Consider the following 25,037-nt stretch of genomic DNA (forward strand, 5'->3'; position numbering starts at 1 on the left):
ACTTGGAACCATGCGCCGCCACATCACCGACCTACATCGCCGCCATGTCGGCGAACCGCGAGAAGTGCCCCTGGAACGCCACGGTCACGGTGCGGGTCGGTCCGTTGCGGTGCTTCGCCACGATGAGGTCCGCCTCACCGGCCCGCGGGTTGTCCTTCTCGTACGCGCTCTCGCGGTGCAGCAGGATCACGACGTCGGCGTCCTGCTCGATCGAGCCGGACTCACGGAGGTCGGCGAGGGCCGGCAGCTTGTCGGCTCGCTGCTCGGGACCACGGTTCAGCTGGGAGAGCGCAACAACCGGAACCTGCAGCTCCTTGGCGAGAAGCTTGAGAGCCCGCGAGAACTCGCTCACCTCCTGCTGGCGGCTCTCGACGCGCTTGCCGCTCGTCATCAGCTGCAGGTAGTCGATGACGACCATCTTCAGACCCACTCGCTGCTTCAGCCGCCTGCACTTCGCGCGGATCTCCACGAGCGTCATGTTGGGGCTGTCGTCGATGTACAGCGGGGCGTCGTTGATGCGGCCGCGGGTGGCGGCGATGGTCGTCCAGTCCCGCTGGTCGACCGTACCCTTGCGCATGTTCTGCAGCGGAACCGACGCCTCTGCCGACAGCAGACGCATGGCGATCTCGCTGCGGCCCATCTCCAGGGAGAAGAAGATGGTGGGCAGGTCGTGCTTGATGGCTGCCGCTCGCGCGAAGTCCAGAGCGAGCGTGGACTTTCCGAGCGCCGGGCGCGCCGCAACGATGACCATCTGACCGGGATGCAGGCCGTTGGTGAGATCGTCGAGGTCGGCGAAACCCGTGGGCACGCCGGTCATGGTGCCGTCTTTGTGCTTGGCGGCCTCGATCTCGTCGATGGCGGCGGTGACGGCATCCGTCAGCGGGATGTAGTCCTCGCTGTCGGTGGAACCGGTCACCGAGTAGATCTCGGCCTGCGCCTCGTTGACGAGGTCGAGCACCTCGCCCTCGCCGGAGTATCCCATCTGGGTGATGCGGGTTCCGGCCTCCACCAGACGCCGCAGGAGCGCCCGCTCGGCGACGATCTCGCCGTAGTACCCGGCGTTCGCGGCCGTCGGCACGAGGCTGGTGAGCGTGTGCAGGTATTCGGGTCCACCCGCGCGGCTGAGATCGCCGGTCTTGCTGAGCTCGTCGGTGACCGCGATCACGTCGGTCGGCTCACCTCGCGAGTAGAGCGAGAGGATGGCCTCGAAGATGACCTCGTGCTTGGGAATATAGAAGTCGCCGCCGCGCACGGTCTCGACGACATCGGCGACGGCATCCTTGCTGAGAAGCATGCCTCCCAGCGCGCTCTGCTCGGCGAGCAGATCGTGAGGAGGAACCCGCTCCGCCGATCGACCTTCGGGTGCGGTGCGGCTGTCCGCCAGACCCAAGTGTGCGATCGACACGCAGACCTCCTCTTCCCCTCGGGTCGGACCCACCGACCGCATGTGCTCTTTTTCACGCCGTCGCGCGGACCCCGTGGCGCGCGGCAGTTGTCGTCGTCCACGACGAGCGTGAGCCGTCGTGCGGATGCGCTTACACGGTCTCAGGAACCCCCGACAGAGACCGCGATTCGGGTGATCTTCCGGCTTCGCGGTGCGACGCTCACCAACCCTAGGGAGCCCTCATGCCGGTCACAACTTGCCCTGTGGATAACTGTGTGGAGAGTCTGGGCGAAACGCCGCGAGCCGTGTGCAGAAGGTGTGGGAAGATCTGGGGATAACCCACGAAGTTTTGGAGCGAAACTGCCACTGATCAGGGAAGAAGTTATCCCGGGCCTGGGTGTGAAAAGTAGTTGGATGCCTGTGACTTGCGTCCTCGACGACACTCCCGGCATGTGGACAAACGTTGCGGAAAACTCCGCTGAGCGCTAGCGCAGAACGGGTCCGGCGGGCGAGTCCCGCAAGCGGGGGCCACCCGGGGTGAGGCGTCGAAGCTGTATGTGCACGTGGGCATGCGCCGCAGTGCTTCATACGTCGAGTGGCACCTCTCCTGTCGCCCGCAAGAGAGCCGCACGAGCGTGCCCAGAGTGGACGCGGACGTTACAGCGCGCACGAAAAGAGCGGGTCGCACCAAGATGGTGCGACCCGCTCTTCGCGTTCGGACGACGTTACTTCGCCGCGACCACCTGCAGGGTGATCGTGGCGTTGATGTCGTCGCGCAGCTTCACAGTGGCCTCGTGCTCGCCGACCGACTTGATCGGGGCAGAGAGCTCGATCTTGCGCTTGTCGACGGAGCCGATGCCCGCGGCCTCCACAGCCGCCGCGATGTCGGCCGGCTTCACCGAACCGAACAGCCGACCCTCGGCGCCGGCCTTGACGGTCAGCCTGACCTTCGTGGCCTGCAGCTTCGCGCGCAGGTCCTGCGCCTCTTCGATGGTCGCGTGCTCGCGGGCGGCACGTGCCGACCGGATCTGCTCGACCTGCTTCTCGCCGCCACGGCTCCACGCGATGGCGAAGCCCTGAGGAATGAGGTAGTTGCGGGCGTATCCGCCCTTGACCTCGACGATGTCACCGGCCGAACCGAGGCCGGAGACCTCGTGCGTCAGAATCAGTTTCGACATGGGTGACTCCTAACGGCCAGAGCCTGCGTAGGGCAGGAGTGCCATCTCGCGGGCGTTCTTCACGGCCTTCGCGATGAGGCGCTGCTCCTGCACGGAGACACCGGTGATACGGCGGGCGCGGATCTTGCCGCGCTCCGAGATGAACTTGCGCAAGGTGGCGACATCCTTGTAGTCGATGACGCCAACGTGGACGGTCTTCGCCGGGGCGGCGTTCTTTCCGTCCTTGCCCTTGCGGATCGGCTTGCGGCGGTCGCCGCTCGACTTTCCAGCCATGGTCTTTCCTTCGGATGATGCGGATGCCTGCCTTCAGGCATCCGCGACGGTGTTGGTGAGAGCGCGGACGCCTAGAAGGGCGTCTCGTCGCTGTAGCTGCCCGGCGCGTTCCACACGTCGGCGCTCGAGTCGGATGCCGGCGTCGACGGCGCCCACTGGTCGTCGCTCGGTGCGCCGCCGATGCGGCCTCCCGACGACGACTGCGCACGCGTGACGGAGGCGGTGGCGTAGCGCAGCGACGGCCCGATCTCATCGATCTCGAGCTCGATCGAAGTGCGGCGTTCGCCTTCCTTCGTCTCGTACGAGCGCTGCTTGAGCCGACCGGTTGCGATGACCCGCGAGCCCTTGGTCAGTGATCCCGCCACGTGCTCGGCGAAATCACGCCACACGCTCGCGCGCAGGAACAGAGCCTCGCCATCCTTCCACTCGTTGGCCGCGCGATCGAACGTGCGGGGAGTGGATGCGATGGTGAAGTTGGCAACGGCCAACCCGTTCTGCGTGTAGCGCAGCTCCGGGTCGGCGGTGAGGTTGCCCACCACGGTGATGATGGTCTCGCCTGCCATCGGACTAAGCGCTCGCCTTGTCGGCCTTGCGGGCCGCCTTCTCGTCGGCGCGCTTGGCAGCGGCGGCGACCTGAGCGATGGCTTCCTCGGCACGCAGCACCTTGGTGCGCATGACGGCCTCGGAGAGGTTCAGCTGGCGGTCGAGCTCCTGAGTGGACTCCGAGTTCGCGGTGAAGTCGACGACGGCGTAGATGCCCTCGGCCTTCTTGTTGATCTCGTACGCCAGGCGGCGCTTGCCCCAGATGTCGACCTTGTCGATCGTTCCACCATCCGTGCGGATGACGTTGAGGAATTTGTCAAGGCTGGGAGCAACGGTGCGCTCATCGATCTCCGGATCGAGGATGACCATCAACTCGTACTGATGCATGACTAACCCACCTCCTCTGGACTAAAACGGCTGCAGTATCTCTGCAGCAGGAGGGTATGTGCATCGCGGTCTGCTCGCGCGTGCGGGTGCCCGGCGGGCAGACAACTGCTCAAGGATACCGGATGCCGCGGTGGGCCGCGAATCGCGGCGTCGAGCGACCCTCGCCTGGTCCGACCGCTGGCAGGGCGAGAGGTGCGCGCCAGAGGTCAACCCGCCGATTCGCCAGGTCGCGAAACCTAGGCTGGTCGCATGTCCTGTCGACCTTTGAGCATCGCGGTGGTGGCGCTGCACACCTCACCGTTCTCCGCACCCGGTTCGGGCGACGTGGGCGGCATGAACGTGCTGGTGCGCGCCACGGCCGAGCGCATGGCATCCGAAGGACACCACGTCGAGGTGATCACCAGGCGGTTCACGCCCGACCTGCCCGCCGTCAGCACGCGCCCCTCGGGTGTGGTGCTGCGTCTCGTCGACGCCGGGCCTGCGACGCTGCGTCCCAAGGCCGAGCAGGAGGCGTTCGTCGCTGCGTTCCGCGCTGGACTGGATGCCGTCTGCGACGTCGACATCGTGCACTCGCACCACTGGCTGGCAGGGATGGCCGGCCTTCCGTTCGCGCGGGCGCGTCGCGTTCCGCACGTGCAGAGCTTCCACAGCATCGCGGCGCATCCCTCGACAGCGCTGAGCGAGGGGGAGCGGCCGGAGTCCGCCGGCCGGCTCGCGGGCGAGGAGTACCTCGCCCGCTGCTCGGACGCCATCGTCGCCGTGAGCCACGCCGAGGAACGCACCATCCTCGACCGCCTGGGTGCCGAGCAGAGCCGGGTGCGCGTCGTGCTCCCCGGCGTCGACTGCGGCCTGTTCCGCCCGGCATCCCGCTGCACGGATCCGCGTCCCTACGTGGTGACCGCCGCCAGACTGGAGCCGCTGAAGGGCATCGACCTCGCCATCCGCACGGTCGCGGCAGTGCCGGCCGATGTGCGGCCGTACCTCGTCATCGCCGGCGGCCCCACCGACGGATACGCGTGGCACGTCGCCGAGTTGCACGCTCTTGCCGAGCAGCTGGACATCGCCGATCGGGTGCACTTCACCGGGCCGCTCTCGCGCGAACGTCTGGCCGACGTGTTCGCGCACGCCTCTGCGGTGCTCGTGCCGTCGCACTCGGAGACGTACGGACTCGTCGCGCTGGAGGCGGAGGCGAGCGGCGTGCCCGTGCTCGCGTCCGCGTCTGGAGGGCTGGTGGAAGCCGTGAGCGGGCGGGCGGCGATGCTCCTTCCCTCGCGGGATCCGGCTGCGTGGGCCGCTCGCCTCACCACGCTGCTCTGCGACGACGACCTGTGGGGCTCGCTGTCGGCCGCGGGCCGACGCTTCGCGCGGCAGCGTTCCTGGGACCGCACCGCCCAGGAGACGGTGCAGGTGTACCGCGACGTGATCGACCAGGCGGCGTCCGAATCCTGGCGGCCCTGCGCGTGAACCCCTTCGACGGTGCGCGCTCCGTGCTCTTCGTGCACGCGCATCCCGACGACGAGACGCTCTCCTCAGGAGGGCTGATCCTCTGGCTCGCCGATCGTGGCGTCCGCGTCGAGCTGCTGACCGCGACACGGGGCGAGCGCGGGGAGGTCGTCCCTGCGCTGCGGGCGGACGTGGGCGACGACGCCGCGGCGCTCACGCGCATCCGTGAGGGGGAGTGGCGTCGTGCGGTGGGCTCGCTCGGCATCCCGGATGCCTTCTTCCTCGGCGAGCCGCCCGCCAGGCATGCGGGTGCGGCGTCGCGCCGGTACAGCGACTCCGGGATGCGCTGGGTCACCCCGACCCTCGCGGGTGCGGTCGACGACGCGCCCGCCGAGGCACTCACGCGAGCGCCGGAATCCGAGGTCAAGGCCGACGTGCTCGCGCTCGTCGAACACCTTCGGCCCGACCTGGTGGTGAGCTACGACGATCTGGGCGGGTACGGGCATCCGGATCACCGGAGCATCCGCAGCGCTGCCCTGAGCGCGAGCCGCTCGGCCGGAGTCCCGTTCGCCGAGCTCGTGCCGGCGGATGCCGATCGAGCCTTCGTCGTCGACGCGTCCGACCGGCTGCCCGCGATCACGGATGCGCTCCGCGCGCATGCCACGCAGCTCACCGTCGACGGCTCGCACGTCGTGCACTCCGGCGGCCAGCGCGAGCCGATCCGCACCGTCTTCGGCGTGCGCCTCGTGGACTGAGTGCCGATCCTCAAACCTGCGTGCCGGAAATCGGAGATCCGCTCACCCCACCGGCGTGTCGGCCGCAACGGACAGCGTGTCGTCCGCCAGCTCCGATTTTCGCGCAGGCACCGGCCGGACGCACCGCCGCCTTCTCCCACTTCGCGGCCCGCTACTGCTCCGTCCACCACTGCCGAAGGCGCCGCTCGGCCTCTTCCGCGCCGAGCGGGCCCTCGTCGAGACGCAGCTCCAGCAGGAACTTCATCGCCCGGCCGACGTCGGGGCCGGGCTTCAGGTCGAGGATGCGCATGACATCCTTCCCGTCCAGATCGGGGCGAACGGCCTCGAGCTCCTCCTGCTCCTTGAGCTCCTTGATGCGCTGCTCGAGATCGTCGTACGCGAAGCCCAGCAGGTCGGCCTTGCGGCGGTTGCGAGTGGTGACATCCGCACGCGTGAGCTCGTGCAGTCGCTCGAGCTGGTCGCCGGCATCCCGCACGTAGCGACGCACTGCCGAGTCGGTCCACGCGCCGTCGGCGTATCCGAAGAAGCGCAGGTGCAGCTCGATCAGGCGACCGACGGCATCCACCGTCTCGTTGTCGAAGCGCAGTGCGCGCAGCCGCTTGCGGGCGAGTTTGGCGCCGACGACATCGTGGTGGTGGAAGCTCACCGCGCCGGCGGGCTCGAGCCGTCGGGTCGCCGGCTTGCCGATGTCGTGCAACAGGGCCGCCAGGCGCAGCACGAGGTCGGGTGCGTCGCCCGGATGCCGCTCCTTCTCGTATCCGATCGCCTGGTCGACCACCGTCAGCGTGTGGCGGTAGACGTCCTTGTGGTGATGATGCTCGTCGATCTCCAGACGGAGCGCCGGGAGCTCGGGCAGGATGCGTTCGGCCAGCCCCGTCTCCACCAGAAGCTCCAGGCCCGGCCGAGGATCGTCGCTCGTGAGGAGCTTCACCAGCTCGTCGCGCACGCGTTCGGCGCTGACGATCTCGATGCGATCCGCCATCTCGCGCATCGCCGCCACGGTGTCGTCACTGACCGTGAAACCGAGCTGCGATGCGAACCGCGCCGCTCGCAGCATGCGCAGCGGGTCATCCCCGAATGAGACCTCCGGCGTGATCGGGGTACGCAGAACCTTCGCGAGAAGGTCCTCGACGCCGTTCGACGGATCCACGAGCACGATCTCCGGGAGGCGAAGCGCCAACGCATTGACGGTGAAGTCGCGTCGCACGAGGTCGCCCTCGAGCGCGTCGCCGAACACCACATCGGGCTTGCGGCTGGCCCCGTCGTAGCTGTCGGTGCGATACGTCGTGATCTCCACCGTCTCGTCACCGAACCGGGCGCCGACGGTGCCGAACTGGCGGCCGATGTCCCACCACGCATCCGCCAGAGGCTTCACGATCTCGATGGTGCGTTCCGGTCGCGCGTCCGTCGTGAGATCCAGGTCGTGCACGTCCCGGCCGAGCAGGGCGTCGCGCACCGGTCCTCCGACGAGCGCCAGCTCGTGCCCGGCATCGGCGAAGGCCCGAGCGAGGCGCGAAACGACGGGCGACTCGGCGGTTTCGCGCAGGCGCGCGAGGGACTCGGCGACGCTCTGCATAGTGCTCGACAGTCTACCGGTGGCCATCGCGGCCGCTCAGCGGGCCGGCCAGGGCGCGCAGCACGATCGCCGGGGCGTCGCGAGATCGCAGCTCCGCCGCCGCGACCACATAACGGATGCTTGTGAGCCTGCGCCGAGGCCGCTCCGAACCTGCCGCACCGCCCCCGGGATCGCGCCCTGGTGCCCCGTACAATTGCCGACATGCTCCCCGTCGACCCCTGCGCCGCCGCATGCAGTTGAGACGCAGGCTACGGGGACTCGGTCGTGGCGCGCTTCTCGCGGCGGCTGCTGCTGTCGTCGCCACGAGCGGCCTCGCCGCCTCCCCGCTGCCGGCCCGGGCGCAGACCGCCGCGAGCGGCGATACCCCGACCGTGTCGTTGTACGCCGGGAACGCCGGAACCGAATCCGCCGGGGAGTCGGTGACGGTCACGATCAGCATCGGCAACGCGTCGTCGAAGTTCATCTCACCCGGCACGGCGACCATCGCGATCACCCAGAAGCCGCTGGACAGCCGGCAGTCCCTGGATGCCTGGCTCAAGCCGGGCGGAGACGACCCGGCGACGCGCGTCATCGCGACCGTGCCGACACAGGGGGTCACAGCAGGCACGAACGAGCGGGTCGCCACCGTCACCATCCCGGAGCAGACCGTCGCCATCACGGGCGACACCGCCGTCTACGGACTCACGGCGACCGTGACGGATGCGAGCGGCACGGTCGGCAAGGGCTACTCCAGCCTCACGTACGAGGGAACAGGCGATCAGCACCAGGTGGGGCTGGCCGTCGCCATGCCGATCACGGTGCCGCCGACATCCAACGGCCTCATCGCCGCCGACGACCTCGCAACGTACACCGCACCCGACGGCCTCCTCACGAGACAGCTGGACCTCGCCAGGGACCACCCGTCGATCGCGATCGCCATCGATCCGATGATCATCGCGTCGATCCGCGTGCTGGGCACCTCTGCACCGCAGAGCGCGCAGAACTGGCTCACCGAGCTCGACCTGCTCAGCAACGACTCGTTCCCCCTGCAGTACGGCGACGCGGATGTCGCCACCCAGCTCCAGTCCGGGCTGACGTCGCTCCTGACCCCGACGTCGTTCGGCTACGCCGTCAACCCGAGGAACTTCCCGGCCCAGCTCGCGGTGGGCGAGACGCCGGAGCCGACTCCGACGGCCACCACCAACCCCTTCGTCACGCCGACGCCCACGCCGACACCCCAGCCCAACGTGCCCACCACGGCGCAGCTGCTCTCCTGGCCGTATACGTTCAGCGGCATCGCGTGGCCTGCGGATGACAGCCTGCGCTCGAGCGACCTCGAGTCGCTGGTGAGCAACGGCTATCCCTCGACGATCGTGTCCGGATCGAACACCAATCAGTCCTCGCTCGCGGTCACCCCGAACGCGCCGCTGCCGGTCAAGGGCGGCACGGCCCTGGTCACCGACACGGGAGTCAGCGACGCAATGCGAGCTGTCATCTCGGCGACCGGAACGGATGAGGAGAACGCGGCACTGGCATCCGTCTCCGCCCAGCTTGCGGAGATCAGCACGCAGGGGCCGGCGGGCACGATCATCCTGGCAGGGCTCGACCGCGACTGGCCGGCCAATGCGAACGAGGCGAGCAAGGCCCTCAACTCGGTGTTCGCATTGCCATGGGTCACCGCGTCGTCCATCCGGGACGCGCTTACGGCGCCCATCTCCGACGGTCTCAAGGTCGACGACGCGACGCAGGATGCCGCGCGAACGAACGCCGTGCACGAGCTCACCAACGACGCAGGCCGCATGGATGCCTTCGCCACGGTGCTCGCCGACCCCACGGTGCTGACCGGCCGCACCCGCAATCAGCTGCTCTCCCTGCTCGCCGTCGCGTGGCGCCAGTCGGACAACAACTGGCCGGCCGCCGTCGCCGGGTTCCACAATCAGGCGACCAGCACCGTGAATTCGGTGCAGATCGACCCGACGGGCAAGATCACGGTAGCAAGCGCCCAGAGCCTGATCCCCGTGACCGTCACCAACGGATTCGACCTGCCCGTCAACATCGTGCTCCGCGCAACCCCGTCCAACGGGCGGCTCGAGGTCGACTCCGACACCGCCAAGACCATTCCCGCCAAGGCGAGCGCCAAGGTGCTGGTTCCCGTCAAGGCCAAGCTCGGCAACGGCAGCGTGCGGCTCGGGCTCCAGCTCTACTCTCCGACCGGGCTGGGCATCGGCGCGCCGCAGACCGCGTCCATCGAGGTCCATGCCGACTGGGAGGGCCTGGGGGCGCTGATCCTCGGCATCGCGGTCGTGCTCTTCTTCGGATTCGGGCTGACGCGCAGCATCCTGCGCCGCATCCGCGCCCGCCGCGACGGCACGGACCCAGCAGCGGGCGAGGCAGGTGCACCGGGCGACGACGATGAGTCGCCGGATGACCAGTCCGCTCCAAGTCCATCTGGCGCGCGCGCCGAAGAAGCCGAACCGGCTGGACAAACCCAGCAGGCCGAGCAAACCGAGCAGTCCGGACAAACCGAGGAGCCCGAGCAAACGGAGCAGCCGGATCCGCCGGAGCAAACGGAGCCTGCGGAGAAGACGGAAGGCGCCGACAAGGCGGAGAGGACCGCGGATGCCGGCGGCCCGGAGGGGAGCACGCATGGCTAGCGTCGGCCGTGCGAGCGCCATGCTCGCTTCTGGCACCATGGTCTCCCGCGTGCTCGGGTTCGTGCGCTCGTGGGTGCTGATCCAGGCGATCGGCGTCATCGCGATCGGCGCGAACGCGTACAGCACCGCCACGCAGGTGCCGAATAGCATCTACGCGATCATCGCGCAGGGCATCCTCAGCGCCGTGCTCGTTCCGCAGATCGTTCGGGCATCCGTGCACGCCGACGGTGGCAAGGCCTATATCAACAAGCTCGTCACGCTGGGGATCCTGATCTTCGCCGCGGTCGCGCTCCTGGCGACGCTTCTCGCACCGTTCCTCGCGCAGCTCTTCGGTGCGCACGGCGCCTACGCCGGACTCGTCACCGCATTCGCCTACTGGTCGCTGCCGCAGATCTTCTTCCTCGGCCTCTACACGCTGCTCGGCGAGGTGTTGAACGCGCGCAAGTCGTTCGGCCCCTTCACGTGGGCGCCCGTGTTCAACAACGTGGTCAGCATCGCGACGCTGATCGTCTTCATCCTGATGTTCGGCGCCGAGGCGCACCATCCGCGAGCTCACGTCTCCAGCTGGACGCCGGGCATGATCGCGGTGCTCGGCGGCGGAGCGACGCTCGGGATCGCTGTGCAGGCTCTCGTGCTGTTCTTCTTCTGGCGTCGCGTGGGACTGAAGTTCCGCTTCGACTTCCAGTGGCGCGGTGTGGATCTCGGTTCAGCAGGCAAGGCGGCCGGCTGGACGTTCGCCATGCTGCTGCTCACCCAGCTCGCCGCGGTCATCGAGACGAACGTGGCCAACACCGTCGGCGACACGAGCCACTTCGCGTCGGTGGCCGCGATGACCCAGTCGTGGCTCATTTTCATGCTTCCGCACTCGATCATCGCGGTGTCGATCGTGACGGCGTTCTATACCCGGATGGCCGAGCACGCCCGGGAGGGCGACGCCGCGTCGTTCCGCACCGACTTCTCCACCGCAACTCGCTCGATTGCAGCCCTGATCAGCTTCTTTTCCATCGCACTCATCGTCGCGGCCTACCCGATCGCCCGCGTCTTCACCCAGGACTACACGCAGATGGGGAACGTGCTCATCGGGTACGCGGCCGGACTCGTGCCGTTCTGCATCCTGTTCGTCATCCAGCGAGCGTTCTATTCCCTCGGTGACACGCGCACCCCGTTCCTGTTCACGCTCGCCCAGGTCGTCGTCGTGATCGCCGGCGTGCTGCTCTGCCTGCTCGTCGCACCGGAGTTCCGCGCGATGTCCATCGCGTTCGCGGTCTCGTCCGCCGGTACCGTGCAGGCCGTGATCGCCGCGGTGCTCCTGCGCAGACGGATGCGCGGGGTCGACGGGCGACGCATCGTGCGCGGCCTCTGGCGATTCCTGGCATCCGCCCTCGTGGCGGGCGTAGCGGGTCTCATCGTGCTCGCGCTGCTCGGCGCGTACACCCGCGGATTCGCCGTCGCCGGCATCCTTCCTGCTGTGGTCGCGATCGCAGCGGTCGGCGTGGTCATGCTCGCGGTGTACGCAGGGGTGCTGCGGATGCTGCGCACCGAGGAGTTCGCGACGGCGTGGGCTCTGGTGCGCGACCGCCTTCCCCGCCGGTCGTTGCGCTGACCCGCCGCTCGGACCCGGCGCGCCTTCGCGCTGACCTGTCCTTCGACTCGGTGACAGCGCACAGCCGACCCACGCCGTCGCCACACAGCGGGATCTCAGGGGAAGCCGCCGTGGCCCAGCGTCGCGGAATAGCATCCGCCTACACTGTGTTGCACAGCACAGCGGGTGAGTGGTACGCGAGAGCGTCTACCCGCCAGACGCCCAGGCACCGTCGCACGACGACCAGAGGGCGTTCGTGAAACGAGGAGTAACGTGCGGCAGATCATCATCATCGGTTCCGGCCCTGCCGGTTACACGGCGGCCATCTACGCGGCGCGCGCCAACCTGGAGCCCCTCGTGATTGCCAGTTCCGTCGAGGCCGGCGGCGAACTGATGAACACGACCGAGGTGGAGAACTTCCCGGGCTTCCCCGACGGCATCCTGGGCCCCGACCTGATGGCCAAGTTGCAGGTGCAAGCCGAACGCTTCGGAGCCGAGGTGCTGTATGACGATGTCGTCTCGCTCGAGCTCGACGGCGAGGTCAAAAAGGTCCGCGTCGGCAGTGGCGAGACGTTCGAGACGAAGTCCGTCATCTTCGCCACGGGTTCCGCGTACCGCAAGCTGGGCCTGCCGGAGGAGGAGCACCTCTCCGGACACGGACTCTCCTGGTGCGCCACGTGCGACGGCTTCTTCTTCAGGGAGAAGACGATCGCCGTCGTCGGAGGCGGCGACTCGGCGGTGGAGGAGGCGACCTTCCTCACCCGGTTCGCGTCGAAGGTGTACCTGATCCACCGTCGCGACCAGCTGCGGGCATCCAAGATCATGCAGAACCGCGCGTTCGAGAACGACAAGATCGAGTTCGTCTGGAACAGCGAGGTCGTCTCGATCAACGGTGAAGGCGCCGTCAACGGCGTCACTCTTCGCGACACCGTCACGGGCGAGCAGCGCGACCTCGCGCTGGATGGGCTGTTCGTGGCGATCGGCAACGACCCGCGCACGCATCTCGTGCACGGGCAGCTCGACCTCACCGCCGCCGGAACCATCGCGGTGGAGGGGCGCAGCTCGAAGACCAACCTGCCGGGCGTGTTCGCCGCGGGTGACGTCGTCGACCCGACCTACCGCCAGGCCGTGACCGCTGCGGCCAGCGGAACCGTCGCCGCCCTGGATGCCGAGCACTACCTCGCGGCACTCGAGCAGACCGAACGTGAGGCGCTCACACTGGCCAACTGATCTTCGGCCGCGGGCCAGGCGATGGATGCGCCGCCGGCGCGCGAGCCGAACCGAAGGATCCCGGTCGCGACCGGCGACCGAAACCGACCTGAAAGAAGGAGAACAATGTCCACCGCAAAGTCCGTCACCGACGCCACGTTCCAGCAGGATGTGCTCGACTCCGAGAAGACGATCCTCGTCGACTTCTGGGCCGAGTGGTGCGGTCCGTGTCGCGCGGTCGCCCCGATCCTCGACCAGATCGCCGCTGAGCACGGCGACAAGATCGAGATCGTCAAGCTGAACGTGGACGAGAACCCGCAGACCGCCTTCAAGTACCAGATCACCTCGATCCCGGCGCTGAAGGTCTACAAGGGCGGCGAGGTCGTGAAGACCGTCATCGGCGCGAAGCCGAAGCCTGCCCTCGAAGCCGACCTGGCCGCCTTCATCTCGTAGAGGGTCGGCAGCTCGTATCAGCGCCCGCCCGGTATGCACCGGGCGGGCGCTTTTTCGTTCCCGCACCGCACCGATCCACCACGCGGCACGGTGACTCACCGGGCAACCTGCCTCACCCCGCGACCTGCTTAGCCAAACGACCCCTCCCGCGCGACCCAACCACTCCACCGGGCGATCCGCCGAGGTACCGCTCTCACGGACACCGCCCGCGGTTCGGGATTGGCCCAGGTGCCTCAGCCGAAGCATCCGCCGCTCGGACGCAGGGCGGCTCGCAAGCCCATAGCAACGCATCCCCTAGCATGGAATCCACGCTCAGAACGGAATGACACGTGATCGACAACGGCAGCCTGCGCAGCGCGGGCAACAATCTCGACCCTTGGTTCTCGCTGTATGCGCAGCGCACGGCCGGCCTGGCCGCGAGCGAGGTTCGAGCTTTGTTCGCCGTCGCATCGCGGCCCGAGGTGGTCTCGCTCGCCGGCGGCATGCCATACGTCTCCGCACTTCCTGAGGATCTGGTCGTCGGCGCCATGGACAGGGTCATGCGCGAGCAGGGCCCCGTTGCGCTGCAGTACGGTTCCGGGCAGGGCGTCCCCTTGCTGCGGGAGCAGATCACCGACGTGATGGCGCTCGAGGGCATCAGTGCCAGCGCCGACGATGTGATTGTCACGACGGGTTCGCAGCACGCGCTCGAGCTGTTCGCCAAGCTCTTCCTCGACCCCGGCGACCTCGTGCTTGCCGAGGGCCCCAGTTACGTGACCGCCCTCGTGATCTTCAAGTCGTATCAGGCTGACGTCGATCACGTTCCGATGGACGAATACGGCCTGATCCCGGATGCCCTGCGCGAGCACATCGCGAACGCTCGCGCTGTCGGGCGCCGCATCAAGTTCCTGTACACGATCCCGAGCTTCCACAACCCCGCGGGCGTCACCCTCACGTGGGAGCGCCGGCTGGAGATCCTGGAGATCTGCCGGGAGAACGGCATCCTCGTGCTCGAGGACAACCCGTACGGGCTGCTCTATTTCGGACAGAAGCCGCCGGCGGCGATGCGCTCGGTGGACGAAGAGGGCGTGGTCTACCTCGGCACGTTCTCGAAGACGCTGGCCCCGGGTCTCCGGGTCGGCTGGGCACTGGCTCCGCACGCGATCCGCGAGAAGCTGATCCTGGCCAACGAGGCGGCCGTGCTCAGCCCGAGCTCGTTCACCCAGCTCGTCGTCTCGCAGTACCTGGGCGAGGCGGACTGGCGTGGGCAGATCGACACCTTCCGCGGCGTCTACCGCGAACGCAAGGAGACGATGATCTCCGCGCTCGAGGAGCATCTGCCCGAGTTGAGCTGGACGAATCCGAACGGCGGGTTCTATGTCTGGCTCACCCTGCCTGAGTCCTTGGACTCCAAGGCCATGCTGCCGCGCGCCGTCACCGAGCTGGTGGCGTACACACCGGGCACCGCGTTCTATGCGAATGGGGACGGCGCCCAGAACATCCGCCTGTCGTTCTGCTATCCGACGCCGGAGTCGATCCGCGTCGGAGTGCGCAGACTGGCCAATGTGATCAACGGCGAACTCGACCTGCTCAACACGTTCGCCGGAACAGGCAGACTGCGAGCTCAGCGCGTGAGCGCAGAGACGTTCCCGCCCTCCGACCTCCGCTAGCTCCCACCGGGGAAGGGTCGCCATGACCGACTTCGAACGATTGAACGTGCTCGTCCTCGCCGGGGGACTGTCCCACGAGCGCGACGTGTCGCTGCGCTCCGGGCGGCGAGTCGCAGATGGCCTCTCCGCGCACGGTCACCGGGTGACCATGCACGAGCCCGACGCGATGCTGCTCGCGGCCATCCGAGAACTGGAACCGGATGTCGTGTGGCCTGCCTTGCATGGCGCCAGCGGCGAGAACGGCGCGCTCCGTGCGCTTCTGACGACGGCCGGAGTACCGTTCGTCGGCGCGGATGCTGAAGCGGCGCGGCTCGCGTGGCTGAAGCCCGTCGCCAAGACCGTGGTCTCGAGGGCAGGGGTGCAGACGCCATCGTCCGTGACCCTGCCCACCGAAACCTTCCGCGAGCTCGGCGCCGTCAGCGTTCTCGAAGCACTCGGGGACGTGCTGGCCGCACCGCTCGTGGTGAAGCCGGCGGAAGGCGGATCGGCGCAAGGCGTGACGTTCGTCGACGACATCGCCGATCTGCCGCGCGCGCTCGTGAACGCCTACACCTACAATGACGTCGCCCTGATCGAACGACGTGTGACGGGCATCGAGGTCGCGGTGACCGTTCTCGATACCGGAGCCGGACCGGTGGCTCTGCCCGCAGTGGAAATCGTGCCGCGCAACGGCGTGTACAGCTTCGAGGCCAGATACAACGCGGGGGAGACCAGCTTCTACACTCCCGCCCGACTGACGGATGCGGCGACAGAGAAGGTAGCGGCGGCCGCCATCACCGCGCACGAGGCACTGGGTCTGCGTCACCTCTCTCGCGTCGACCTGATCGTCGATCCCGACGGCGTGCCGTGGTTCCTCGAGGCGAACGTTCTGCCCGGCCTGACCGAGACGTCCCTGGTTCCGCTGGCCATCGAAGCCGCCGGTTTCGATCTCGGAGCCGTGTATGCCGGGCTTGCGGAACGTGCCATCCGCGACGCCGCAACGTTCGTGGAGTAACAGGTTTCTCCTTTCGAGCGCTCGTTCATCGGAGCGGGGACTCGTTCGTCCCTGCGGTGGGCTCGTTCATCCCTCACGAGGGCTGATGGAACCCCGAGGGGCTGGTTCAACCGCGAGGGGGCTCGTTCATCCCTGGGGTCTGCTTCATCGCTTATGGGGCTGGCTCAGCCCTGACTTGGGCTCGTCGTGCGTGACGTTGACCGGTTCATCCCTTTCCAGCGACTGATTCATCCCCTCGCGGACTGTGTCTATCTCCACTCCGCGGCCGAGGTTTCCCACCGGACGCGAGCGAAGCCGGAATTGGTCACCGACCGCTTAGGGCATGTTTCACGTGAAACCACGCGGGGCCAGGCATTCCGTGCGGGCGCATGCGCGAGCCAACTTTTCATACGCCAACTCGGCCGCAAGCGTCACGGGCGGTCTGACCCAGAACCGTGCCGAACCCGCGCCCGCCGGCCTGGCGCGTCGGCCTAGACGGTTGAGGCGGACTCGCGGCGCAGACCCTCAGGGCAATCCCGCCTCGACCACCTTCGTCAATGTTTCACGTGAAACACTGGCATCGGTCGAACCGCCCAGGTGTACGCGACAAGGACGCGCTTGGTGAGAACTCCATCCAATCGGACGCACTGATGTTTCACGTGAAACATCTGGTGAGACGCGGGCCTTCACCGTCAACTTCGACGTCGATCGGGGGACGCTCGATCGAACGACGTCGTGTCGCCGAGAGCTCTCGCCTCAACCCCGTACTCGGCGAGTCCACCGCCCCGAGCGAAGGGCGATCGCGTGCATCGGCTAGACCGGGGTCGCAAGTCCGTCTGTGAACGTGCGTCCTGCAAGTCCATCGCTTGGCGCGTTCAGTGAAGTCCTTCGGCCGGTGTGCGTTCAGTAAAGTCCTTCGGCCGGTGTGCGTTCAGGCGAGCGCATCCGGTGGCGTGCGTCGGGGAGCGAGGTCCCATCGATGAACGAGCCTCCTCGGAGACCGAGTCCCGTCGGCTGACGCGCGGTCGCGGTGAACCCATCGGCGAGCGTGCGGCATCGGCGAGGCCATCGGGTTTCGGACGGTGGTGGACTGTCCCTTCGGCCAACTCCCGGTGGGTGCTGGGCAGGGGTCGCGACTCCGAGTGTTAGGGCCAGATCCGTTCGTGCATCCAGGTGTCACCACGACGTTCATACCGAACCCGCAGATGGTCGCGACTCGGCGCGGCCTGCCAGAACTCGACCTGCGTCGGACTCACCTGCCATGTGGCCCAGTTCGGTGCGACGAGGCCGGGGTCTGCCTCGATGCGACCGCGCTGTTCATCGATCAGTTCCGCGTGCCGGCGGACATCCGCCATCGCGCTGCTCTGCCTTCCCACGAGCGCCACCGCCCGCGCGTCAGGGTGTCGCGCGAGGAAGTCTGCGGACGCCTCTTCCCGGGACCCTCTCGTTGCAATGCCTCGAATGCGCACCGCCCGCGCCAGCGGTGACCAGTAGAGCGTGAGTGCGCATCGCGGGTCGACATCCAACTGCGCGCTCTTCAGCGATTCTGCTCCCGTGGCGAAGGCCAGACCGAAGTCGTCAGTGACGTCCTTCAGCAGCAGGGTGCGCGAGTCCGGGGCACCATCCGCGGCGATCGTGGACAGCACGGTGGCCAGCGGTTCACTCACTCCGGCGTCGAGCGCGGCGGTCAACCACTCGATGAACAGCTCGCGCGGGTCCGACGGCGAGGACGACGGATCCCAGAAGGGAGGTCTCCCTGTCACGGTCGGAGTGGCTCGGAGTCGATCACGTAACGTCGTCATCACGACGATCCTGCCAGGTTCGTCGCTGACGACGCGAGCCGTCCACGATCCCCGTCGCACCAAGGAGTGTGCGACTGACAACCGGCTCAGAGAGCCGCCCGAAGAGCGTCAGCCGGCGTACGGACCCTCGCCGATCTCGTCGAGAATTCGATTGAGGTCTTGCACCGAGGCGAACTCGATGGTGATCTGACCCTTGCGAGCGCCGAGTGCGACCTTCACCCTGGTGTTCAGGCGGTCGCCGAGACGCTCGGCGATCTCGTCGAGGTGCGACTGGCGTTTACCGGCAGCCGGGCGCGGCTTCACCACCTTCGGCTTCGCGCTGACAAGCGCTTCGGCCTGGCGCACCGAAAGATCCTCGTTGACGATCTTGTCCGCGATGCGCTGCATGGCATCCTCGTCGCCCGCGCCGAGGATGGCCCTGGCGTGCCCAGCACTGAGAACGCCTGCCGCAACCCGCTGCTGAACGGGCGACGGCAGCTTCAGCAGCCTGATCGTGTTCGTGATCTGCGGCCGTGACCGACCGATCCGCGTCGCCAGCTCGTCTTGCGTGATCCCGAAGTCCGCGAGCAGCTGCTGGTACGCGGACGCCTCCTCCAGCGGGTTCAACTCCGAGCGGTGCAGGTTCTCCAGCAGCGCGTCACGGAGCATGTTCTCATCCGCGGTGTCCTTCACGACGGCCGGGATGGTGGGGAGGCCGACGGTCTTCGTCGCACGAAGGCGCCGCTCGCCCATGATGAGCTCGTACTTGCCCGGCAGACCCGAGATTGGGCGCACCACGACGGGCTGCAGAACGCCCACCTCACGGATGCTCGCGACGAGCTCGTCCATCGCTTCCTGGTCGAACTCAGTGCGGGGCTGCTGCGCATTGGGAACGATGTCGTCGGGGGAGAGGTTGGCAAGTCGCGCTCCCGGTACCGCAACCAGACCGTCGTTCGCAGACTCGCCACCCGCGGACGCGGCACGGTCGTGGAAGAACACGTCGACCGGTCGCTTCGTCTCGGAATCCGCCGTGGGGATCAGCGCGCCGATTCCGCGGCCCAAACCTGTGCGCTTCGCTGCCATCCTGCTGTACTTCCTCGTTCTGGCGGGGCGCCGCCCCGGTGGGTGGTGTGTGAGCTTCTGATGTCTGGTGGCGAACGCTGCGTCAGCGCGGCGCACCGCGCCTGGCGATCTCGGCCGCGGCCTCGAGATACGACAGCGCCCCTGGGGAACCGGTGTCGTAGCTGATCACGCTCTGCCCGTAGCTCGGAGCCTCTGAGATACGCACGGAACGCGGGATGACGGACTGCAGCACCTGCTTGGGGAAGTGCTCGCGCACTTCCTCCGCAACCTGGTGCGCGAGATTCGTGCGCGAATCGAACATGGTCAACAAGATCGTCGACACGTGGAGCTTGGGGTTCAGGTGCTTCTCGATCATCGAGATGTTCTTGAGCAACTGGCTCAGTCCCTCCAGCGCGTAGTACTCGCACTGGATCGGGATCAGAACCTCGGTCGCCGCTACGAACGCGTTGATCGTGAGGAGACCCAAGGACGGCGGGCAGTCGATGAACACGTAGTCGATACCCTCGGGGATCTCGTCAAGGAACGTGTTCAGAGCCCGCGCGAGCCGCTGCTCGCGAGCAACCATCGAGACCAGCTCAATCTCAGCACCCGCGAGATCGATCGTCGCCGGCACGCAGAACAGATCCGGCTGGTCGGGGGAGAGCTGCACGACATCCGCCATCTCGATGTCGTTCACTATGACGTCGTAGACGCTCGCCGTTCCCTCACGGTGCTCGACGCCGAGAGCGGTGGACGCGTTCCCTTGGGGATCGAGATCGATCACGAGCACGCGGGCTCCCGAACGCGCAAGCGCCGCGGCGAGGTTGACCACGGTGGTGGTCTTGCCGACGCCACCCTTCTGATTCGAGATCGTGAAGATCCTGGTTCGCGATGGCAGCGGAAGAGTCGTCGACTCGATGGCTTGTCGCCTGCGACTGAGGTCGGCGACTTCGCTCGCGAGGGGAGTCGACATATCCACTAACGCGCGTACCTTTCGTGGCTTCTTCTTCAGGATGTTTCACGTGACACACTGCGGTCTGCTGCGGTCGTGAGCGCTGTCGCGTCCTGCCTGTCAGCCTTCGCGAAACGAGTTCCGCAGCTCGATCGGGGAGCTACCTCACTGTAGCCCGGATCACCCTGGTGACTTCGTCGACGACCCCAGCACCGAGGACATCCACCCGGATGTCGTGGATGTGGAAACGTCGGATCTCCTTCGTGGCCGCGGCGATCTCGGCATCGGCATTGGCGCCCTTCATGAGCACCAGCTCGCCGCCGTCTCGAACGAGGGGAGCGGTCAGCGGGATCAGCTTGCGGAATGCGCTGACTGCACGGGCGGTCACCTGATCGAGAGGGGACGGAAGCCGCACCTCCTCTGCACGTGCGCGCATCACCTCGACGTTCGTCAGGCCCAGTGAATCGCTCTGCTCACGCAGCCACGCCACTCGCCGTTCCATCGGCTCGATCAAGACGAACCGCACATCCGGCCGCGCTATCGCCAGCACCAGACCCGGCAGCCCGGCCCCACTGCCGACATCACCGACCGTCGCGTCGGCTTTCAGCAACGGCGCCACCAGGGCGCAGTTCAGCACGTGCCGGGTCCAGAGCCGTGGCGGCTCGAGCGGTCCGATCAGGCCGCGCTCCTCGCCTTCGCGACCGAGCACTTCCGTGAACGCACGGGCCAGCTCTATTCGTGCGCCGAAGATCGATGAAGCAGACGCGGGCTCGGACTCGACGTCAGAGTGCATGTTTCACGTGAAACTACGCCCGCGTGATGACGGTGTGACGCTCGGACGCCTCGCCGACCGAATGCGACGCGAAGCCACGCTCGGCCACGACGTCGTGCACGATCTTGCGCTCGTACGACGACATCGGAGGCAGCGCCGCCTGCGCAGCGCCCTCTTCGATGCGGTCGATCGCCCGGTCCACCAGCGTGGTCAGTTCGCGCTTGCGGGCATCCCGGGAACCGCCGATGTCGAGGATCAGACGCGAGAACGAACCGGTGCTCGACTGTACGGCGAGACGGGCGAGCTCCTGGAGCGCACTCACGGTCTCGGCCTTGCTCAGCAAGCGGAGCGCCTCCGGGTCCTCGGCGGAAACGGAGACATACGGCCGACCGTTCTGCACGTCGATGTCGATGTCGCCATCGAGATCACAGATGTCCAGAAGTGCCTCGATGTAGTCGGCGGCCGCATCGCCCTGGGCATCCAGGCCCTCGGCATCCGTCGTTCCGTCGTCCACCGCAGACCGGTCCGTGCGACTCGAGTCATCCGCGGCGGCGGCGTCGATGGGCGATTCCTCACCGTCGTGAACGGTGGTCTCGTCTGTCATGCTCACTATTTCTTTCCGCCGGCCTTCTTGGCTCTGTTCTTGCTCATGGGCTGCTGACGCTGCGTGGTGATCGGCTTCGCCGGGATCTCGTCGACGACGAGAATCGGCGCGCCCTCCGGGGCCTTCAGTTTGCCCTTACGCGCGAGCCGCGCTTCGCGCGCCTTCTCGGCGTCGCTGCCTGGCGTCGGCATGTTCCTGATGACGAGCCACTGCTGGCCCATGGTCCAGAGGTTCGACGTGAGCCAGTAGAACATCACGCCGAGCGGGAACGCCACACCCGAGAACAGGAACACGAAGGGGAGCAGGTACAGAAGGATGCGCTGCTGACGGAACTGAGGGCTGGCCTTCGTCTCCGGCGACATGTTCTTCGAGACGATCTGCAGCTGCGTCGTGAACTGCGACGCAACCATCAGGATCACCATGACGGCCGCGATCAGCATCACCGACAGGCTGTACGGCTCGCCGGCGACCATCTTCGTCCACTGCGAACCGAACGACGCGTTCAGGGGAGCGCCGAGAAGCGTGGCGTCCTGGAACGACTTCAGCAGGTTGGCGCCGCTCAGCAGCCCGACGCTGTCGTGCCCGCCCTGGGCGTCGTTGAGCACGTGGAAGAGGCTGAAGAACACCGGCATCTGCAGCAACAGCGGCAGACACGAGCTCAGCGGGTTGGTGCCGGTGCGCTTGTACAGCTCCATGGTCTCGCGCGACATCGCCTCGCGAGAGAGCTGATCCCTCTTGCCCTTGTACTTGTCCTGGATCTTCTTCAGCTGCGGCGCCACTTCGAGCATCCGCCGCTGGTTGCGGATCTGACGCACGAAGATAGGGATCAGGGCCGCGCGGATCACGGCGGTCAGACCGACGATGGAGAGCACCCAGGTGAGGCCGGCGTTCGGATCGAGCCCGATCGTCGTCCACAGCATGTGCCAGCCGATCAGCAGCAGCTGTACGAGCCACTCGATCGGCCAGAGAATCGTATAGATGAAGTCCATCTCTTAGTCGGTCATCCTTTTGCGTGGCCGCGTACCACCACGAACCCGAACGGGGTGAGGGAATAGCGGGGGGTCTTCTTGCGGGGAACGTCGTCGACTCCGCCTGCCGCCCAGGGGTGGCAGCGGACGATCCTGGCGACACCGAGAGCCGTGCCGACCACGACGCCGTGCTCCTGGATAGCGCCAAGGGCGTAGGCGGAGCACGACGGATAATAGCGGCACACATCGCCGTACAGCGGTGAGATCACCGCCCGATAGGCGCGCAGAAGCAGCACAGCGACATTTCTCGGAAGAAGGAGAATGGTCGTCATCACAGCATGCATCGGGCGCCTACTTTGTCGACGGCTCGGCGGATCTCACTTTGCAGAGTAATCCAGGATGCCTGCGCAGACGCTGGCAGCGCCCTCACCACGATCTCGTGGCCGGGCGCCACCCGGGGAAGCTCCTCGCGGCAGACCGCCTTGAGTCGCCGTCGCACCGTGTTGCGGATGACCGCGCCACCCACTGCTTTGCTGACGATGAAGCCGAAGCGCACCGGCATCCCTTCGGACGCCTTGCGCACGTACGTGATCGTGTTCGGCGCGTGCACCCGCGCCCCCTTGCGAACGGTCAGACGATAGTCGGCCCCGCTCCGGATCCGGTTCGCCCTGGCGAGCACCTTGACCGGCGGCTATTACGCAGAGAGCTCGGTGCGGCCCTTGCGACGACGGTTCGCCAGGATGGCGCGGCCGGCACGCGTGCGCATCCGAAGACGGAAACCGTGCACCTTGGCGCGGCGGCGGTTGTTCGGCTGGAACGTTCTCTTGCTCATCAGACAGGTCTCTCGATCGATGTGTCGGTTCTCTTCGTGAGGCAGGCCTGCTGGGACACGTTCGCCCACGGCGCCCGGAGAAGGAAGATGTGCCGCGCGCGCGGCGTGCGGTCAACCCATTAACGGTAGGGGCTCGCCCTCCGCAGGTCAAACCGAGGCCAACTGAAACGTTGATTATCCGCAGCGAGACGACTATGCCTGGAGAGGCACGCCGAGAACGGTGAAGATCCGAGCCGGTGGGTGATTTGAGCGTCCGGGCCCGATTCGTTAGCGTGACATGCGAAGTTATCCCCAGGTTGTGAATCGACCTGTGCCCAAGGCGCGGCCGGACACGCAGAATGCCGTTACGACATTGGGGATAACGGTGTGGATAAGAGCGGCCGGACCTGCTGCTTCGGCCGAGTGGTTCACAACGGGGTGGATCGGACTGGCCGTTGCCGGTGGTCCGTGGGAGTGATCTAGGGGAACTATGGCTGACGGCGATCCGTCATTGACGACAGCATGGCGGTCCGTGCTGTCGACGCTCGAGACCGATGACCGGGTCACACCGCAGCTGTACGGGTTCCTCAGTCTCGTCGAGCCCAAGGGCATCATGGCGGGCACCTTCTACCTGGAGGTGCCGAACGAGTTCACGCGGGGCATGATCGAGCAGCGCTGCCGGGTGCCGCTGCTCAACTCGATCGGGCGCCTGGACGACACGCTCGCCGTGTCGAACTTCGCGATCGTCGTCAACCCGAACATCACGCACGACTCCCCGCAGCTGGAACCGGAGCGGCTGGAGTCGAGTTACATCGACACGCCCACCACCGTGACGCAGCCGTCGGCGCCCGTCACGGAGATCAGTGCGGCACCGCGCAGCACCGACACCCGGCTCAACCCGAAGTACAGCTTCGACAACTTCGTCATCGGGCAGTCGAACCGCTTCGCGCACGCTGCTGCCGTCGCAGTGGCCGAGGCTCCGGCGAAGGCGTACAACCCGCTCTTCATCTACGGCGACTCCGGCCTGGGCAAGACGCACCTCCTGCACGCCATCGGCCACTACGCCATGAGTCTGTACCCGGGCATCCGCGTGCGTTATGTGAGTTCGGAAGAGTTCACGAACGACTTCATCAACTCCATCGCCAACAACCGCGGCTCGTCGTTCCAGGCCAGGTACCGCAACATCGACATCCTGCTGATCGACGACATCCAGTTCCTGCAGCGCGCAGTGGAGACGCAGGAGGCGTTCTTCCACACGTTCAACACGCTGCACGACCACAACAAGCAGGTCGTCATCACGAGCGACCTGCCGCCCAAGCACCTGACGGGCTTCGAGGACCGCATGCTCACGCGGTTCGAGTGGGGCCTGATCACGGATGTCCAGGCGCCCGACCTCGAGACCAGGATCGCGATCCTGCGCAAGAAGGCGCAGAGCGAGCGCATCCTCGTACCCGACGACATCCTCGAGTTCATGGCGACGAAGGTGTCCAGCAACATCCGCGAGCTCGAGGGCACGCTGATCAGGGTCACGGCGTTCGCCAGCCTGAACAAGACCCCCGTCGACATGACCCTCGTGCAGACGGTGCTGAAGGACCTCATCACGCTGGATGACGACAATGTGGTCGCGCCGGCCGACATCATCACGGCGACGGCCGACTACTTCAAGCTCAGCGTCGACGACCTCTATGGATCGTCCCGATCGCAAGCGATCGCCACGGCCAGGCAGATCGCCATGTACCTCTGCCGTGAACTGACGAACCTGTCGCTGCCGAAGATCGGCCAGCTGTTCGGCAATCGCGACCACACGACGGTCATGTACGCGAACAAGAAGATCAGCGAGCTCATGAAGGAGCGGCGCTCGATCTACAACCAGGTGACGGAACTGACCGCGCGCATCAAGCAGACGCACCGCTGACGAGCGACGACCACGCCTACCCGTCGATCTCCGTGCTCATCCGCGCATATTCACACTGTGGATAACTCTGGGGATAGTTAACGAATAACAACCTCGACGATGTGGGTGATCACGTCTGGCTTGTGAAATCCTTG

Annotated in this window: 24 protein-coding genes; 9 read left to right on the forward strand and 15 right to left on the reverse strand. The window is 66.8% G+C overall.

Annotated features, from left to right (window positions below):
- Positions 1-31: 31 nt before the first annotated feature.
- The 5 genes from dnaB to rpsF form a co-directional block, all read right to left on the reverse strand.
- On the reverse strand, positions 32-1,405 hold the full coding sequence (gene dnaB, locus VHB92_RS02250; RefSeq protein WP_325450944.1) for a replicative DNA helicase: 1,374 nt from the start codon (positions 1,403-1,405) through the stop codon (positions 32-34).
- Between the two features lie 704 nt (positions 1,406-2,109).
- Positions 2,110-2,562 (reverse strand): 50S ribosomal protein L9, encoded by a 453-nt coding sequence (gene rplI, locus VHB92_RS02255; RefSeq protein ID WP_325450946.1) that lies wholly within the window; start codon positions 2,560-2,562, stop codon positions 2,110-2,112.
- Positions 2,563-2,571: 9 nt separating this feature from the next.
- On the reverse strand, positions 2,572-2,835 hold the full coding sequence (gene rpsR, locus VHB92_RS02260; protein WP_325450948.1) for a 30S ribosomal protein S18: 264 nt from the start codon (positions 2,833-2,835) through the stop codon (positions 2,572-2,574).
- Between the two features lie 71 nt (positions 2,836-2,906).
- Positions 2,907-3,398 (reverse strand): single-stranded DNA-binding protein, encoded by a 492-nt coding sequence (locus VHB92_RS02265; RefSeq protein ID WP_325450950.1) that lies wholly within the window; start codon positions 3,396-3,398, stop codon positions 2,907-2,909.
- A gap of 4 nt (positions 3,399-3,402) precedes the next feature.
- Positions 3,403-3,765, reverse strand: a complete 363-nt coding sequence (gene rpsF, locus VHB92_RS02270) for a 30S ribosomal protein S6 (RefSeq protein WP_325450952.1) — start codon at positions 3,763-3,765, stop codon at positions 3,403-3,405.
- Between the two features lie 249 nt (positions 3,766-4,014).
- Between rpsF and VHB92_RS02275 the strand changes: the two genes are divergently transcribed.
- Positions 4,015-5,229, forward strand: a complete 1,215-nt coding sequence (locus tag VHB92_RS02275) for a glycosyltransferase (RefSeq protein WP_325450954.1) — start codon at positions 4,015-4,017, stop codon at positions 5,227-5,229.
- A complete protein-coding gene (locus VHB92_RS02280) occupies positions 5,226-5,963 on the forward strand; it encodes a PIG-L family deacetylase (RefSeq protein WP_325450956.1) in 738 nt (245 codons plus the stop codon). Before VHB92_RS02275 ends, VHB92_RS02280 begins: the two co-directional genes overlap by 4 nt.
- A 151-nt stretch (positions 5,964-6,114) precedes the next feature.
- On the opposite strand, the gene VHB92_RS02285 is transcribed toward VHB92_RS02280, so the two are convergent.
- Positions 6,115-7,539 carry a CCA tRNA nucleotidyltransferase gene (locus VHB92_RS02285; protein WP_325450958.1) on the reverse strand — a complete coding sequence of 475 codons (1,425 nt, stop codon included), beginning with the start codon at positions 7,537-7,539 and terminating at the stop codon, positions 6,115-6,117.
- Between the two features lie 230 nt (positions 7,540-7,769).
- Between VHB92_RS02285 and VHB92_RS02290 the strand changes: the two genes are divergently transcribed.
- From VHB92_RS02290 to VHB92_RS02315, 6 genes are all read left to right on the forward strand, one after another.
- Positions 7,770-10,172 (forward strand): DUF6049 family protein, encoded by a 2,403-nt coding sequence (locus tag VHB92_RS02290; RefSeq protein ID WP_325450960.1) that lies wholly within the window; start codon positions 7,770-7,772, stop codon positions 10,170-10,172.
- Positions 10,165-11,775 carry a murein biosynthesis integral membrane protein MurJ gene (gene murJ / locus VHB92_RS02295; RefSeq protein ID WP_325450962.1) on the forward strand — a complete coding sequence of 537 codons (1,611 nt, stop codon included), beginning with the start codon at positions 10,165-10,167 and terminating at the stop codon, positions 11,773-11,775. Before VHB92_RS02290 ends, murJ begins: the two co-directional genes overlap by 8 nt.
- Positions 11,776-12,027: 252 nt before the next feature.
- A complete protein-coding gene (gene trxB, locus VHB92_RS02300) occupies positions 12,028-12,984 on the forward strand; it encodes a thioredoxin-disulfide reductase (RefSeq protein ID WP_325450964.1) in 957 nt (318 codons plus the stop codon).
- Positions 12,985-13,089: 105 nt separating this feature from the next.
- Positions 13,090-13,416, forward strand: a complete 327-nt coding sequence (trxA, locus tag VHB92_RS02305) for a thioredoxin (protein WP_325450966.1) — start codon at positions 13,090-13,092, stop codon at positions 13,414-13,416.
- 329 nt (positions 13,417-13,745) lie between these two features.
- Complete coding sequence (locus VHB92_RS02310) at positions 13,746-15,065, forward strand: PLP-dependent aminotransferase family protein (protein WP_325450968.1); 1,320 nt, start codon at positions 13,746-13,748, stop codon at positions 15,063-15,065.
- 22 nt (positions 15,066-15,087) lie between these two features.
- The gene (locus VHB92_RS02315; protein WP_325450970.1) at positions 15,088-16,059 is read left to right on the forward strand and encodes a D-alanine--D-alanine ligase; all 972 of its coding nucleotides are present in this window, start codon (positions 15,088-15,090) and stop codon (positions 16,057-16,059) included.
- A gap of 1,124 nt (positions 16,060-17,183) precedes the next feature.
- On the opposite strand, the gene VHB92_RS02320 is transcribed toward VHB92_RS02315, so the two are convergent.
- The 9 genes from VHB92_RS02320 to rpmH form a co-directional block, all read right to left on the reverse strand.
- A complete protein-coding gene (locus VHB92_RS02320) occupies positions 17,184-17,801 on the reverse strand; it encodes a pyridoxal 5'-phosphate synthase (protein WP_325450972.1) in 618 nt (205 codons plus the stop codon).
- A 147-nt stretch (positions 17,802-17,948) separates the two neighbouring features.
- A complete protein-coding gene (locus tag VHB92_RS02325; protein WP_325450974.1) occupies positions 17,949-18,902 on the reverse strand; it encodes a ParB/RepB/Spo0J family partition protein in 954 nt (317 codons plus the stop codon).
- A gap of 82 nt (positions 18,903-18,984) precedes the next feature.
- Positions 18,985-19,854 (reverse strand): ParA family protein, encoded by an 870-nt coding sequence (locus tag VHB92_RS02330; protein ID WP_325450976.1) that lies wholly within the window; start codon positions 19,852-19,854, stop codon positions 18,985-18,987.
- Between the two features lie 139 nt (positions 19,855-19,993).
- Positions 19,994-20,626, reverse strand: coding sequence for a 16S rRNA (guanine(527)-N(7))-methyltransferase RsmG (gene rsmG, locus VHB92_RS02335; RefSeq protein ID WP_325450979.1), 633 nt, complete (start codon positions 20,624-20,626; stop codon positions 19,994-19,996).
- A gap of 13 nt (positions 20,627-20,639) precedes the next feature.
- The gene (locus VHB92_RS02340) at positions 20,640-21,209 is read right to left on the reverse strand and encodes a protein jag (protein ID WP_325450981.1); all 570 of its coding nucleotides are present in this window, start codon (positions 21,207-21,209) and stop codon (positions 20,640-20,642) included.
- A gap of 5 nt (positions 21,210-21,214) precedes the next feature.
- The gene (gene yidC, locus VHB92_RS02345; RefSeq protein WP_325450984.1) at positions 21,215-22,198 is read right to left on the reverse strand and encodes a membrane protein insertase YidC; all 984 of its coding nucleotides are present in this window, start codon (positions 22,196-22,198) and stop codon (positions 21,215-21,217) included.
- Positions 22,199-22,209: 11 nt separating this feature from the next.
- Positions 22,210-22,509, reverse strand: coding sequence for a membrane protein insertion efficiency factor YidD (gene yidD, locus VHB92_RS02350; protein WP_325450986.1), 300 nt, complete (start codon positions 22,507-22,509; stop codon positions 22,210-22,212).
- On the reverse strand, positions 22,509-22,856 hold the full coding sequence (gene rnpA, locus VHB92_RS02355) for a ribonuclease P protein component (protein WP_325450988.1): 348 nt from the start codon (positions 22,854-22,856) through the stop codon (positions 22,509-22,511). Before rnpA ends, yidD begins: the two co-directional genes overlap by 1 nt.
- A gap of 15 nt (positions 22,857-22,871) precedes the next feature.
- The gene (gene rpmH / locus VHB92_RS02360; RefSeq protein WP_026940492.1) at positions 22,872-23,009 is read right to left on the reverse strand and encodes a 50S ribosomal protein L34; all 138 of its coding nucleotides are present in this window, start codon (positions 23,007-23,009) and stop codon (positions 22,872-22,874) included.
- Between the two features lie 469 nt (positions 23,010-23,478).
- Between rpmH and dnaA the strand changes: the two genes are divergently transcribed.
- Positions 23,479-24,903 (forward strand): chromosomal replication initiator protein DnaA, encoded by a 1,425-nt coding sequence (gene dnaA, locus VHB92_RS02365; protein WP_325450995.1) that lies wholly within the window; start codon positions 23,479-23,481, stop codon positions 24,901-24,903.
- Positions 24,904-25,037: the final 134 nt, after the last annotated feature.

Source organism: Humibacter sp. (genome assembly GCF_035547335.1).
In the GTDB taxonomy this organism is placed as follows: domain Bacteria; phylum Actinomycetota; class Actinomycetes; order Actinomycetales; family Microbacteriaceae; genus Humibacter.

Bases quoted from the DNA above. Each gene is read 5' to 3' on its own strand.
- VHB92_RS02340 (WP_325450981.1), bottom strand. From the start codon at position 21,209: ATGACAGACGAGACCACCGTTCACGACGGTGAGGAATCGCCCATCGAC.
- dnaA (WP_325450995.1), top strand. From the start codon at position 23,479: ATGGCTGACGGCGATCCGTCATTGACGACAGCATGGCGGTCCGTGCTG.
- VHB92_RS02265 (WP_325450950.1), bottom strand. From the start codon at position 3,398: ATGGCAGGCGAGACCATCATCACCGTGGTGGGCAACCTCACCGCCGAC.
- VHB92_RS02285 (WP_325450958.1), bottom strand. From the start codon at position 7,539: ATGCAGAGCGTCGCCGAGTCCCTCGCGCGCCTGCGCGAAACCGCCGAG.
- rpsF (WP_325450952.1), bottom strand. From the start codon at position 3,765: ATGCATCAGTACGAGTTGATGGTCATCCTCGATCCGGAGATCGATGAG.
- rpmH (WP_026940492.1), bottom strand. From the start codon at position 23,009: ATGAGCAAGAGAACGTTCCAGCCGAACAACCGCCGCCGCGCCAAGGTG.
- VHB92_RS02290 (WP_325450960.1), top strand. From the start codon at position 7,770: ATGCAGTTGAGACGCAGGCTACGGGGACTCGGTCGTGGCGCGCTTCTC.
- rpsR (WP_325450948.1), bottom strand. From the start codon at position 2,835: ATGGCTGGAAAGTCGAGCGGCGACCGCCGCAAGCCGATCCGCAAGGGC.
- VHB92_RS02330 (WP_325450976.1), bottom strand. From the start codon at position 19,854: ATGTCGACTCCCCTCGCGAGCGAAGTCGCCGACCTCAGTCGCAGGCGA.
- trxA (WP_325450966.1), top strand. From the start codon at position 13,090: ATGTCCACCGCAAAGTCCGTCACCGACGCCACGTTCCAGCAGGATGTG.
- VHB92_RS02275 (WP_325450954.1), top strand. From the start codon at position 4,015: ATGTCCTGTCGACCTTTGAGCATCGCGGTGGTGGCGCTGCACACCTCA.
- murJ (WP_325450962.1), top strand. From the start codon at position 10,165: ATGGCTAGCGTCGGCCGTGCGAGCGCCATGCTCGCTTCTGGCACCATG.
- yidC (WP_325450984.1), bottom strand. From the start codon at position 22,198: ATGGACTTCATCTATACGATTCTCTGGCCGATCGAGTGGCTCGTACAG.
- VHB92_RS02315 (WP_325450970.1), top strand. From the start codon at position 15,088: ATGACCGACTTCGAACGATTGAACGTGCTCGTCCTCGCCGGGGGACTG.
- yidD (WP_325450986.1), bottom strand. From the start codon at position 22,509: ATGACGACCATTCTCCTTCTTCCGAGAAATGTCGCTGTGCTGCTTCTG.
- rplI (WP_325450946.1), bottom strand. From the start codon at position 2,562: ATGTCGAAACTGATTCTGACGCACGAGGTCTCCGGCCTCGGTTCGGCC.
- VHB92_RS02325 (WP_325450974.1), bottom strand. From the start codon at position 18,902: ATGGCAGCGAAGCGCACAGGTTTGGGCCGCGGAATCGGCGCGCTGATC.
- rsmG (WP_325450979.1), bottom strand. From the start codon at position 20,626: ATGCACTCTGACGTCGAGTCCGAGCCCGCGTCTGCTTCATCGATCTTC.